The organism is Marinobacter sp., from assembly GCF_014859525.1.
Classification (GTDB): Bacteria; Pseudomonadota; Gammaproteobacteria; order Pseudomonadales; family Oleiphilaceae; genus Marinobacter.
On the sequence record NZ_JACUUB010000071.1, the window covers coordinates 1 to 12903 of the forward strand.

Here is a 12903-nt window from a genome sequence, read left to right on the forward strand (position 1 = left end):
GCGTTGGGATTGAAGTGGGCAGCCACCCCCTCCTGTTGCAGGTAGAGCAGGAACAACAGGGCGGCGCTGCGCTTGTTGCCATCGGCGAAGGGGTGGTCCTTGATCACGAAGTAGAGCAGGTGGGCGGCCTTGAGCTCGCGGCTGGGGTAGAGGGCTTCGCCAAACATGGTTTGTTCGATGCTGCCAAGGATCCCCTGGAAGGCATCGCCTCGCTCGCGCCCAAACAGTTCGCTGGCCTCACCCCGGGCGATCAGGGTGGCCTTAAGTTCGTCGATGACGGCGCGGGCGTGTGGGTAGTCCAGCGCGCTGCGGGCTGGCTGGCAGCTATCCGGTAGGGCGAGGCTGTCTTCATCGTATTGCAGTAGTAGGTGCCAGGTTTTGGCATAGCCGTTGATGAGCTGGATCACCTCGCGCCCGGTGTCATCCACCAGGGCCTGGTGTTGCAGGGTGCGGGCCAGCAGATCGATGGCCTGCTGCGCCTCGTTGAGGCCGCGCTCGGCCAAGCGGCTCGGGTTGAGGGTGTAGCCCTCTACCAGGTGCTCGCGCAATACCCGGGTGGCCCATTGGCGAAATTGTACGCCACGCTTGGAGTTTACCCGGTAGCCTACCGAGATGATGGCATCAAGGTTGTAGTGTTTGATGCGTCGGGTGACCTGTCGCCTACCTTCTTGCTGAACTACCGAGAAATCCTCGGTAGTTGCCTCTTCCAGCAGTTCTTCTTGGTGGTAGATGTTTTTCAGGTGCAGGCCGATGTTATCGGTGCTGGTGTCGAGCAGCTCGGCCAGTTGCTTCTGGTTGAGCCAGACAGTCTCACCTTCCAGCTGTACGCGGATTTCTTTGTTTTCTACTTTGTAGAACAATAGCTTGCTCATGGCTCAGGCCTCATCCGACCATGCTGCAAGGGTAAAGCGGTTGTAGCCTTCGGCGCGGCGGGCGGGGTCTTCGTTTCCTTGCCATAGCCCCTGCTGTACCCATTGGCGTAGGGCTGCGGGGCTGGCCTCCAGTTTATCCAGCCAGTAAACACTGCCACCGGGGGCGGCGCGTTGGGCCGGTTTGGGGCATTTGTTGGCCAGATCCCAGCCGGATAGCGTCTCTCCACGGGGTACGGCGGCGCAGGCCAGGCGGGCGCGTATGCCATCGAGTTCAATGAGATCTGAGCCATCCGTCCCGGTGGGTCGCCATCCATCGGGGAAAATGCCGGGGGTGGTGAGCACCAGGCGGCAGCGTCCGGCCTGGGCGATGGCCTCGTAATCCGGTTCGGGCCATTTCAGTTCCACGGGACTGAGGGCGGCGGCACGTCCGTCGCCCCCCAGGCGTAGCAGGCCGTCATTGGGCGGGGTGGCATTTTGTACGACGGCAACAAAGCCCACATCGTGAGACAGGGCCACCGCCTGCATGGAAAACAGCTTGCCATCGGCGGCGCTGCGCTGTTCGGTATCCAGGCCCACGCCAACGCGTGGGTCGATCTTCCAAAGGTCTTGGTTTTTTACTAGATCTGTCGGCTTGGGCGTGCCGCCTTGTAGATAGGTTTGCCAGCCCTGTTGCGTCAGCCAGTAGCCGGAGACCGGTTTGCCGCGCTTGGCCTGGGCGAGGATGGGTAGCAGGGCCTGGGTGCTGGAGCTGTCCAGCCCTGGGGCGGTGGTTTTGGGCTGTAGCCGTTGCAGTGTGATCCCGTCATCGCCCTGGCTGATCACCAGATCGGCAGGCGGGGCGAACAGCGGCTCTACCCCCTGAGCGGTACGCCGTGCCAGTTGGAAGGCGGTGAGTGTGAAGGGGCCGGGCTGTTGTGGCGTGCCCAGTTCATGGTGGGGTTCATCCCCTTTGGCGAAGCGGGCCAGGTTGATCCCGGCATCGGCCAACATGCGCGAGCGGATCGCACCCGCTGCCACCGAGGGCCAGGGGGGGATCAGGCTCTCACCAAAGCTGCCGGGGTCGCCGAAGAGCTTGTTGCCGCGCAGAAAGAGGACATCCAGTGGTTCGATAAAGCGGTAGTGGGTGTTCATGAATTTTCTCCCTGACGGGTCTCGCGGGCCAGAAACTCGGCCACGGAGAGGAAGTTGCGCAGCCACTTGATGGGCTGGTTTTTATCTTTGGCCTGGGCAATCAGGCGCTGGGCCAGTTTGGGGGCGTGGTTTTTGAGATCGTCTTTGTTCTTTGCCTTGCCATCGATCTGCCGACTGAACTGGTAGGCCAGCAGGGTTTCCAGCATGGCGGGGTTTTCCTCGGGCAGGGCCTGGGCGTCCAGCCAGGCCAGGCTGTGATATACCGCACGACGGGAGACGCCCTCTTGGGTAAGGAAGTCGCGCAGCTCATCAAGCAGCGTCAGCGGCTCGCCCCACTTGGCGGTGAGGCGCAGGGTGCCGCCGGATCGTTTGACGATGCAAATATGGAAGGCATTGCGCCCTCCCTCCTCTTTGGCGCGCTTTTCCGCCGCACGTAGTTCGCGCATCACCGCCCCCAGCGGGGCTTGATGGTGAGCAATTACTGCGCCGGTGGAGGCGGTGGCGTGGCGACCCATCATGCGCATCAGCCGGCCATCCAGGAAGGCAAAGCCGTTTTTGCAATGCAGGCCCTTGGGGTTTTTCTTTAGTTCGCCCCAGTCGAGGGCTTCATCTTCCGGCAGGGTGCCCGAGTAGGCGTGGCGCAGGCGCTGCATGCAGGGCAGCAGATCGGCCACCGGCAACATTGCCAGCACATCATCACCCCCGGCGTAGATCACCCGGCCCAGGCGTTCGCTCTCCACCACATGGCGTACCACGGTTTGGGAGAAGTCGTTCAACGCCCCTGAGACGGCGAGGTGGCGATTGGGTGAGGGCGGACGCTTTTGCTCGCCATATTGCCGGATGCGTGGCTGTTTGGCGGCGTGTTTACCAAAGCCCTTTTGTACCTGGGGGTGGAAACCGTCGCGGTAGGGGATGGCGGTGCCGGTCTCCTCGTCACCGGAGAGGATCGCGCCCATGCGGTCGCCATCCATCATCAGCAGGCTGTAGTAGGTTTCCAGCCGGGGCTTGGGTGACTGGGCGTTACCCAGGGTTTGGCGCAGTTTGTCCTTGATGTTTTTTAGCTTATCTTCGCTGATCTCCTCATCCTGCATGACCGCTTCCAGCAGGGCGGGCAGGCGTTTGGCATCCGCCAGCGCCGGATTATTCATGTGGCGCAGCAGCAGCTTGCGCGGCAGGGCGACCCGCTCAGTGCGGTAGCGTTCCAGTTCGAAGCTCAAGCCCTCGGCGGTTTGGCCGCCGCGTTCCAGCCACTGATCGAGCTGGTGGGCCAGGGCCATGGTGTGGGTAGAGACCACAAAGCGTTGGGCCTTGTTGCCGGTGGCCTTGCCCACCTCTTCGGCGAATAAGGTGGGCCACAGCCGTTTGATAGCAGGCAGTGCGCTGAGGTGTTCGCCCTTTTTGGCCCAGGCGGGTTTGTTTTGGCTGATTCGCGCCCACAGGGTATCGGTTTGTTGGCGGTAGGATGATTTGAGTTGCTCGCGGTCGGTGGTCAGCCACTCGGCCTCACCCGTGAGCGAACAGCGCCAGCCCTGCTGGGTGCTTTGCTGGAACGGGCGCACGCTCTTGGCGGCGGCCATGACCCGCTCGGCCAGGTCGTACACCGCCGGGTAGAGCACGCCGGGGTTGGGGGCGAAGAAGGTAGTGCCATCGCCCCACTCGATCTCCTCCTTGAGTACCTGCCAGGCAGGCTCCTTGAGAAAACCGCATTCTTCTCCCGCTGCTGCGCCAAAGAACGGGGCCATTGCGGCGGAGAGGGCGCTGGTGTCCAGTTCGGTTTGCCTTTGTTGGTTGCGTGGCTTGATCAGGGTGAAGGGCACCGCCGCCCAGTGTACCTCGGGGAAGCCTTGCAGTTGCTCCTTCATCTGCTCATAGGGGAGAGCGGTCTCCACATCCAGCCCGGCCTCTTTCAGCAGGCGGGAGACCACGTCTTCACCAGTGTCGAATAGCCAGGTGCGTACCGCTGTCTCGACTTGTTCGGCAATCTTGCGTGCCTGGCTGGCGGGAACGACCGCCACAAAGCGGTTGGGCAGAGCGGCGGAGAATAGTGGGTTGGCATCGGTGCCGCCCTTGCGCCACACGCAGTTGGTAAACATCGTGTCGGGCAGATGCATCTCATCGCGCAGCCATAGATCTACCTGCGGGATCCCGCGCAGACGGGGGAATAGAATGGCATCGGGGCCGAGGGCCTCGCACACCGGCTTCATCGCCTCCCAGGCGAGGCGAGAGAGTAGGTGCGAGCCGGCCCACAGATCCGAGGAGGAGCGGGCGGCGGCAATGAAGTCCTGCACCGGGCCAATGGACAGCGCCAACAGTGCCGCTTCGCCATCTGGATCGGTGGCGAAGGCCCCGGCAAAGGCGGAGGTGAGATCCAGGTGATCCCAAATGCTGTGATCGGGCACACGGGTATCGGCAGGCAGCAAGGGCCAGAGTACACCGAGCCTGCCGTTGTCTTGCTCATCGTCCAGCTCGGGGCCGAAGCGCCAGTAGCTGAGCAGGGTCTTGCGCAGGTCCTGGGATTGTTCATCCTTGGCCCCCAGTTTGACCAATAGCGAGGAGAAGTGCTCAAAGCTGCGCTGCTTGATGTCGTCGATCTCGGTGTCGGTTAGATCGTGCAGATCGAGCGTATCCCCAGTGAGCGGGTGGATCAGAACGGGTTGTTTGGTCCAGCGCACCTGGGCCCAGTCGGCCACCTTGAAGGCTTTTTCTTGGCCCTTTTTGGTGGTAACGGTGATTTGTTCCATCGGCCATTGGGGACGGTCGGCGGCGGCGGCCCACCAGTCGGCCCGTTGCACATGCTGGTAGATGGGCAGGGGCAGACCCTTTTTGAACAGCACTGCGGTGAGCGCGTCGGCGTTGTCCGGGTCGAGTTGTTCCGCGCTGAGTTGGTCGAGCCCTAGCAGGCGACGCAACACGCGGCTGGTGCCATTTTCGTGGCCGGCCGGGTCGCGTAGCAGCACCAGGGCCTTTTCTGCCGGGTCGTGGATGCGGGCGGCGAGTTTGGTTTGCCAGAGGGTGTTATTTTCCATGGTTTAGTTCCTGTTCCTGCCGAGAGTGACTTCATTCAACTGTGCTTTGAGGTTTGCGCGGCGAGATGGGTCTTTAATCATGAGGTAGCTGCGTTGATCAGGCTTCTGAGTGAGTTCATCTAGCAGGTTGTGGACAGTGGCCCAGGCCTGCGAAACGGCTTCTTTATCCGGTCTGAATATATCGGTGGGCAAAGCGGGTGCGTGAAAGATGTGACCACGCAGTTTGGTTGGATCGCTACTGTCGGGGTATGCCTTGAAACGCAGGCTGTTGGGTAGTCGACCTTGGCGCCATGGTTTTACATTGTGTCTGGTGACCGGGTGGCTCAGCCAATGACGCGCTTCTGGGGTTTGAGTATTATTGCCGCTGTTGAAAACCAGTTGGGTACGCAGTCCAATTTTGATGATAGCCAGCTCACGCATCAGGGTTTGCCAGTCGCTATGGGCTTGGGTCTGCCAGATCAGTGGGCCATAATCATCGCTGCCGATGGCGTGGGGCCAGTCCAGTTGCAGCGCCTGCTGCCAGTCGCGGCTCGGTAGCTCACCGGCAAGTGCAGGGGTGTCGTCGAGCGGTGTCAGGGAGAAGGATCCCCAGCCGTTGCGGCTGCGGCCACCGGCAGTGGCGTAGCGATCCATCAGCCATAAGGCCTGTTCGACGAGCGCGCTTGCCTCCTCCGGTACAGCGATGGAAAAGGTGGCGTTTTCCCCGGCCTGGATGGCTGCACTAACTTTTTGACTTAGCTTTGTGTTGCCGCGCCCATCCAGTGGGCCATAGCCTAGGTAGGCATGAGGTCCAACCCGGTGACGAGTTATTTCCGATTCTGGATGGAAGATAGTACCTTGCTCCAGACCTTGCCAACTGTTCAGCTTTCCTTGTTCCCAGTGAGAGATACGCAGGCGTACCTCGCTCTTCCGTCCAGAGGTTTTTATCATGCGCCCATCTCGCTCAAAGGAGTCATTTTCCAGCCAAGCATGACCGAATAGTTTCCCCTCTTCATCCCGCATGCTACGCACGTCCCCGCGAAAATCCTTGTCGGCCATCCATGCAACTCGCCACCACTGTCTTAGCAGTGCCTTGAAGGGTGGGGTGCGCCATTGGCCGCTTTGCTCGGCATTGCCAAGGAAGGCGGGGGTATGGAAGCTGAGTTGGTAGCTGAGTGTTTTCATTCGCTTAACTCCGTTTGCGTGTTGGTGGCTTCGTCCAGTGGGGCAAAGCGGATCTGTTCCGGCTCGAGTTTGAGGCTATAGCGTGTCATTGAGTGCTTACCTTCGGCCTGGACATAGAAGTTTGGCGCTAGCTGGCCAAGGTGTGCTTTGAGGGTTTTGTGTAAGTTGGCGCGGCGTTGATCGAAGTAGGCCTCATCCATACCAACTTTTAGAGCGCGCTGGATACGTTCAAGATCGCCGCTGCGTTTTTTGCCCAGCTGGCTGTATGCGGTCAGGTAGGCGTCGCGCTCCTGTGTACTAATATTCATGCGAGAGATCCCGGGGTGGTCTTGTAAGCGCAGCCGGGCCAGCCATGTGATGAAGGCCATCTCGGTGGGGCGTAGCGGAACCGTGTAGTCGTTGCAGCGGATCAGGTGAGCCTCGGTATCGATGACCAGCTCTGCAGGAGACAGGCTGAGCTGGGCCTGACGCACCAGATCCTTGAAGCTGTGTTGCTGAGCAGTGGGCAGTACGTTGCCCAGCTGTTCTCGCAGGCGCACGAAGGGGATCTGGGCGAGGGTGATGCGGGCATCTTTGGTGCTGATGGGGCGATCATCGCGGGTGCGTAGTACCCGAGGTTGTTTGGGGGGGTAGAAGAATTCTCGATGGGATTCGAAGGGAGCGCTCACCAGTACATGGCTGATCCGATCCTGGGGACGACCAAACAGCGAGAAGGCATAGCCTAGATAGAAGCCCATGGTCTTGCGCCCACCGGCAATTGAGGCGTGGATCGTGCAGAGGGGATCGGCGGTAAGCTGCTGAACCAGGGCGATAATGTCGTCTGCGGCCTGTTCATTGTCGGCAATGCTGCGGATGTCGTCCAAGGGGGTGGCGCCACCGATGAGATGGATGGTGCTGTCATCAAAGCGGATCTTGCTCGCGTCCAGGCCGTATTCGCGGCATAGACTGTGGTATTGGCCCTGGCTGGAGTCGAGCAGGGTTAGGCGGGCGTACTCGGCCCCTTCGCTAGTGGTGATAAGGTGGATCTCATCTGGCACAAAGGGGGGGGACTGCTCCACAGCCAAGGCGTATAGGGTCTCGGTGATGATCTGTGGTGACATACCGGTCACGCACAGTAGTATGTGTTTTGTGAGGTGTTGTTGCTCTGTGGGATGGTTCATATGACTGTCCTGTCGGTTTTATTGCATCCTGTCTGTTTTTGTCGGCTGTTGCCAGTCTTAAAAGCTTGTGAGAGTGAACATTATGTAATAAACCGAGTAGGATTGTACATGTATTGTATGTGATTGAAGGTGTAGAGTTTTTGTGTATCAATAACTATTTTGTATAGCTGCTTTTTAATTTCTTTCCAATGAGTTTGTGCTGTCAGTGCTTGCCTGTATACATGAGTGATATTTCATTCATGCTGTTTGGTTACGGTAATGCAGTGCAAAACAAACATTCTAGGTGATCTTCGTTAGAACTGAATAAAGCTATAGTAGCCATAAAAAATATAGGCAGATATAAATGGATTGGTTGAAGGGGGTATTAGAATGAATCGATGCGACATTGTCGAGCAATATGCAGAATGAAAATCATCCATACGTCTGACTGGCACATCGGCAGAACCCTTTACGGCAGAAAACGCTACGAGGAGTTCGAGGCCTTTCTGACCTGGCTGGCTGAGACGATTCAGCAGAATGATATTGATGCACTGCTGGTAGCAGGTGATGTCTTTGATACCAGCGCTCCGAGCAATCGCGCCCAGGAGCTCTATTACCGGTTTCTGTGCCGGGTGGCCGCCTCATCCTGTCGGCATGTTGTCGTCGTAGCTGGCAACCACGATTCGCCGTCTTTTCTTAATGCACCCAAGGAGCTGCTCAAAGCCCTTGATGTTCATGTGGTCGGTAGTAGCACGGAATCCCCAGAAGACGAAGTGCTGGTGCTTCGTAATGAGCAGGACGATCCGGAATTGATTGTCTGCGCCGTGCCCTATCTCCGCGACCGGGATATCCGTGTGGCGGAAGCGGGTGAGAGCATCGAGGACAAGGAGCGGAAATTGATTGACGGCATCCGCAGCCATTACGCAGCCGTCGCCGCCTTGGCCGAACAGAAGCGCGAGGAACTCGGGGCCGATATTCCCATCGTTGGCACGGGGCATCTGTTCACCGCTGGCGGACAAACCGTCGATGCTGATGGCGTGCGCGAACTCTATGTCGGCTCGCTGGCTCATGTGACGGCCGGGATTTTTCCTGCCTGCTTCAACTATCTGGCGCTTGGTCACCTCCACGTCCCGCAGAAGGTGAACGGCCTTGAGACCATTAGGTACAGCGGCTCTCCTCTGCCTATGGGGTTTGGAGAGGCAAAACAGCAGAAGAGCGTTTGCCAGGTTGAGTTCCACAGCACGGCTGCATCCGTACAGCTAATCGATGTGCCAATTTTTCAGAAACTTGAGCGCGTCAAAGGAGACTGGGACGGCATCTCAAACCGCATTCTTGAATTGTCGGCGACGGACTCCCAAGGCTGGCTCGAAGTCATCTACGAAGGCACTGAGGTTATTGGCGACCTGCGTGAACGCCTGGAGGCGGCTATTTCCGGCACCCAAATGGAAATTCTCCGGATAAAGAACAACCGCATCATCGACCGCGTTCTGGGGCAAATCCATGAAGAGGAAACACTTGACGACCTGAACGTGAATGACGTCTTCGAACGATGTCTCGCCGCTCATGACGTGCCTGAAGAGCAGTGGCCGGAGCTGCTTCGAGCCTACCAGGAAACGGTCTCGTCTCTCTATGAAGACGATGTGCAGGCGGAATAGGGAGCTATCGATGAGAATACTGCAGGTACGCTTCAAGAATCTGAACTCACTGGTCGGCGAATGGCAAATCGACCTGATGCACCCGGCCTTCGCGTCTGACGGCATCTTCGCCATCACAGGCCCTACCGGCGCGGGGAAGACCACGATCCTCGATGCTATTTGCCTCGCCCTTTACGGGCGGACGCCGCGTCTGAACAAGGTCACCAAGAGCGGAAACGAAATCATGTCCCGCCAGACTGGAGAATGTTTTGCCGAGGTGACCTTCGAAACCCAGTCTGGGCGTTATCGCTGTCACTGGAGCCAACACCGGGCACGCAAAAAACCGAATGGCGAGCTCCAGCCCCCGAAACACGAAATTTCCAATGCCGATTCCGGCGAGATTTTCGAATCCAAGATCAGAGGGGTAGCCGACCAGATTGAGTCGGCTACCGGTATGGACTTTGACCGTTTCACCCGATCCATGTTGCTGGCCCAGGGCGGCTTTGCGGCGTTCCTTCAGGCGGCACCAGATGATCGCGCGCCGATCCTGGAGCAGATAACAGGCACAGAGATCTACAGCCAGATATCCATCCGTGTCCATGAGCGCCAACGTGAGAAGCGGGAAAAACTGAACCTGCTCCAGGCTGAAACGGCTGGCATCGTGATTCTTGAGCCGGAGCAGGAACAAGAGATTGAGCAGGCACTCGAGACAAAGCAGAAGGAAGAGACAGAGCTTGCCGCCAAATCCGCTGACACCGGGAAGGCCATTGCCTGGCTCACTACCATCGATGGGCTAAAGAAGGAAATCATCAACCTGGCCGATGAAGCGAGCAAGCTGCAGGGCGATATCGAGGCGTTCAAACCGGATCGTGAAAAGTTGGGCCGGGCTTTGAGTGCAGCCTCACTGGACGGCGCATACGCAACGCTCACCGCCACCCGCAAACAGCAGGCGAATGATAGAGCAGGCTTGAAAGATGAGGAAGAGGCTCTTCCTGTACTGGAATCCTCCGCCAAGGAACAGGCCGAAGTACTGAAATCGGCTGAGCAACAAACCGCTCGGGAAAAAGAAGAGCTGAAAGTCGCTGCGCCTACATTGCAGAAGGTTCGCTCCCTGGATCAGAAACTTGCCGATCAGAAAAAAGCTGTATCGGAAGAGGATGAGGGCTGTAAGAAGGCTGTGGCAAAGATTGATGCAGACAAAAAAGCCCAACTCGAAGAGCAGGACAGACGATCCAAGGCTTATAGGGCGCTGGATCTTGTGGACGACTATCTCAAAGAGCATGCACGGGATGAATGGCTGATCAGCGGTCTGGCTGGCGTTGAGGAACAGATCGGCGGCCTGCTCTCCAGGCAAAATGAAATCGTTCAAAAGGAGGCCGCTCAAGAAACGGCCAGGACGACTCTGGAACTGGCTGCAAAGTCACTCGAAGACTGTCAGAAGCAATCCGGCATTCGAAAGCAGGAGTTGGAGGATGCCTCGAAACAGCTTCAGCAGGGTAAAGATGGTTTGAACCAACTACTGGGGGACCACTTGTTGCGGGAATACCGCACCGAGAAAGAAACCCTGCTGCGTGAAATGGCCTTCCTGACGAAAATTGCGGAACTTGAAGATCACCGGGCAAAACTGGAAGACGGCAAGCCCTGTCCACTCTGTGGCGCGACCGAACACCCCTTCGCGGAAGGGAATGTACCCGTCCCCGATGAAACCGAACAGAAGATCGATGCCCTGACCAGGCTGATTAGCAAAGCCGAGGATCAGGAAGCCGCCATCTCGAAACTCGAAGAAGCTGAAAGCCTGGCCCGTAAAAAGTTGACGGAGGCAGAGAAGCTGGAGTCAGCAGCGGCTAATGACAAAAAGGCTGCCGAGAAAGCCCTGGCCGAGGTGAAGGACGGCCTAGTGAAACTCCGTGCTGATTTTTCCGAACGCAGGCAGGCTGTCTATACCAAACTCCAGCCGCTTGGTATTTCGGACATCCCCGAGACGGACATTTCATCACTGATCGAATCCCTCAGAGCGCGGCTGAAGGCGTGGCAGACCCAGGTCAAGAAAAAGGCGGACATCGAGAAACAGATTGCCGACATCGACAGCGATGTGAAGCGTCTGGATGCGGTTATCGAAACTCAAAGCACCGCCCTGGCCGAAAAGCTGGAGCGTCTGGAAACCTTGAAAACGGAACTCGCCGCTGGAAGTGATGAGCGCAATGCACTGTACGGCAGTAAGAATCCGGACGATGAGGAGCGCCGTTTAAACAAGGCGATTTCGGATGCCGAAGGTGCCGAGAAACAGGCTAGAGACCAGTACAATGAGCTCCAACAAAAATGGAATACCGCGAAGTCCCATGTCGAATCTCTGAAGAAACGCATCGAGCAACGAGAACCGGAACTGAGAAGGCTTGAAACAGAATTCTCCGCAGCGCTCGCGCCTGTTGGCTTTTCAAATGAAGAACAGTTCCTGGCGGCCATACTATCCTCTGAAGTTCGGGCGGAGCTGTCGGCCACGGCCAAGGAACTGGATGAGCGTCAAACGGATCTGAAGGCCAGAAAGAAGGATCGGGAAACGCGCCTGGCTACGGAAATGGCTCGCAAGGTCACCGACAAGTCGCTGGAAGAGCTCGAGCCCCAATTCAAAGAGCAAGAGGAGGCCCTGAAAGAGCTGCGGGACATCATTGCCGGTCTCAAGCACAAGTTGAGTGAAAATGCGGCCGCTAAGGAGCGGATAAAGGAAAAGCAGGCAGCTATCGAGGCCCAGAAAAAAGAGTGCCGAAGGTGGGAGAACCTGCACGAATTGATCGGCTCGGCAGACGGAAAGAAGTACCGCAATTTTGCCCAGGGGCTGACCTTCGAAATGATGATTGGTCACGCCAACCGGCAATTGCAGAAAATGACCGACCGTTACTTGCTAGCCCGTGACGATGCTCAGCCCTTGGAGATCAACGTCGTCGACAACTATCAGGCTGGGGAGATTCGGTCAACGAAGAATCTTTCCGGCGGTGAGAGCTTTATCGTCAGCCTGTCACTGGCACTTGGGTTATCACATATGGCCAGTAAGAATGTCCGGGTGGATTCGCTGTTTCTGGATGAAGGCTTTGGCACCTTGGACGAGGAAGCCCTCGATACCGCCCTGGAAACACTCGCGGGCCTGCAGCAGGACGGCAAGCTGATAGGCGTCATTTCGCACGTGCCCGCCTTGAAGGAGCGGATCAGCACGCAGATCCAGGTAACGCCTCAAACCGGTGGAAGAAGCCAAATATTCGGGCCTGGTTGTGAGCAGATAATACAATAAATCGTAATTAGTCGAATTCTGGTGAACCTGGCTTTGATAGGTGAGTTCGTTTATCTAACTATATGAATTGATTAGTAATAGAAGGAGATTATGATCGCTGTGATTTTTGAGGTACACCCTGATCCTGTGCATAAAGACCAATATCTTGAACTGGCTGCTCAATTAAAGCCTGAGCTTGAAAAGATTGATGGGTTTATCTCTATTGAGCGTTTCTCAAGCCTTAATACCGAAGGCAAGATTCTTTCATTATCTTTTTGGCGAGACGAGCAGGCTATTGAACAATGGCGCAACCTTCCTAAACATCGTGTCGCACAGGAAACCGGGAAAAATAAGGTCTTCAATGATTACCGTTTGAGGGTGGCTAATGTTCATCGTGACTATGGGATGAATGATAGATTCCAAGCTCCTGAAGATAGCAAGATGCAACACGGAAATTAGTTCATCCAAGGAAAAAGAAGAGAGGAAGTTATGTCTGAGCCAGTGATTGGTGTCCATGTCTGTCTACTTAAGGCGATTTCGCCTCTGTTTCGGTAGCGTAAGCTTTTGATTCTTAGTAGCGACAAGTCCGCAAAATGGCTTAACTGATCGCGCATGGCCTACGGCTATTGCTTCAGCCTCATTGGCAAAATTCACGATATTCTGTGGTGCTATTCG

8 protein-coding genes are annotated in these 12903 nt (G+C 57.1%); 3 read left to right on the forward strand and 5 right to left on the reverse strand.

All coding sequences use genetic code 11. The features are described 5' to 3' along the window. The 5 genes from rhuM to csm6 all read right to left on the reverse strand — a co-directional run. On the reverse strand, nucleotides 1-872 hold an 872-nt coding region (gene rhuM, locus IBX51_RS12320; protein ID WP_291831568.1), incomplete at its 3' end, for a virulence protein RhuM/Fic/DOC family protein. 3 nt (nucleotides 873-875) lie between these two features. After that, nucleotides 876-2003, reverse strand: coding sequence for a type III-B CRISPR module-associated protein Cmr3 (gene cmr3 / locus IBX51_RS12325; RefSeq protein ID WP_291831570.1), 1128 nt, complete (start codon nucleotides 2001-2003; stop codon nucleotides 876-878). Beyond that, a complete protein-coding gene (cas10, locus tag IBX51_RS12330; protein WP_291831571.1) occupies nucleotides 2000-5029 on the reverse strand; it encodes a type III-B CRISPR-associated protein Cas10/Cmr2 in 3030 nt (1009 codons plus the stop codon). The genes cmr3 and cas10 overlap by 4 nt, the downstream gene beginning before the upstream one ends. A 3-nt stretch (nucleotides 5030-5032) precedes the next feature. Further along, entirely contained in the window at nucleotides 5033-6193 is a 1161-nt protein-coding gene (locus tag IBX51_RS12335; RefSeq protein ID WP_291831572.1) for an RAMP superfamily CRISPR-associated protein, read from the reverse strand. Further along, on the reverse strand, nucleotides 6190-7353 hold the full coding sequence (gene csm6, locus IBX51_RS12340; RefSeq protein WP_291831573.1) for a CRISPR-associated ring nuclease Csm6: 1164 nt from the start codon (nucleotides 7351-7353) through the stop codon (nucleotides 6190-6192). The genes IBX51_RS12335 and csm6 overlap by 4 nt, the downstream gene beginning before the upstream one ends. A gap of 404 nt (nucleotides 7354-7757) precedes the next feature. Here csm6 and IBX51_RS12345 point away from each other — a divergent pair, with 404 nt between their 5' ends. The 3 genes from IBX51_RS12345 to IBX51_RS12355 all read left to right on the forward strand — a co-directional run bounded on the left by IBX51_RS12345 (nucleotide 7758) and on the right by IBX51_RS12355 (nucleotide 12687). Further along, the gene (locus IBX51_RS12345) at nucleotides 7758-8987 is read left to right on the forward strand and encodes an exonuclease SbcCD subunit D C-terminal domain-containing protein (protein WP_291831575.1); all 1230 of its coding nucleotides are present in this window, start codon (nucleotides 7758-7760) and stop codon (nucleotides 8985-8987) included. Nucleotides 8988-8997: 10 nt separating this feature from the next. After that, nucleotides 8998-12249: an AAA family ATPase gene (locus IBX51_RS12350; RefSeq protein WP_291831576.1), complete on the forward strand. Its 3252-nt coding sequence runs from the start codon at nucleotides 8998-9000 to the stop codon at nucleotides 12247-12249. A 90-nt stretch (nucleotides 12250-12339) separates the two neighbouring features. Further along, nucleotides 12340-12687, forward strand: coding sequence for an antibiotic biosynthesis monooxygenase (locus IBX51_RS12355; protein ID WP_291831577.1), 348 nt, complete (start codon nucleotides 12340-12342; stop codon nucleotides 12685-12687). Nucleotides 12688-12903 lie beyond the last annotated feature (216 nt).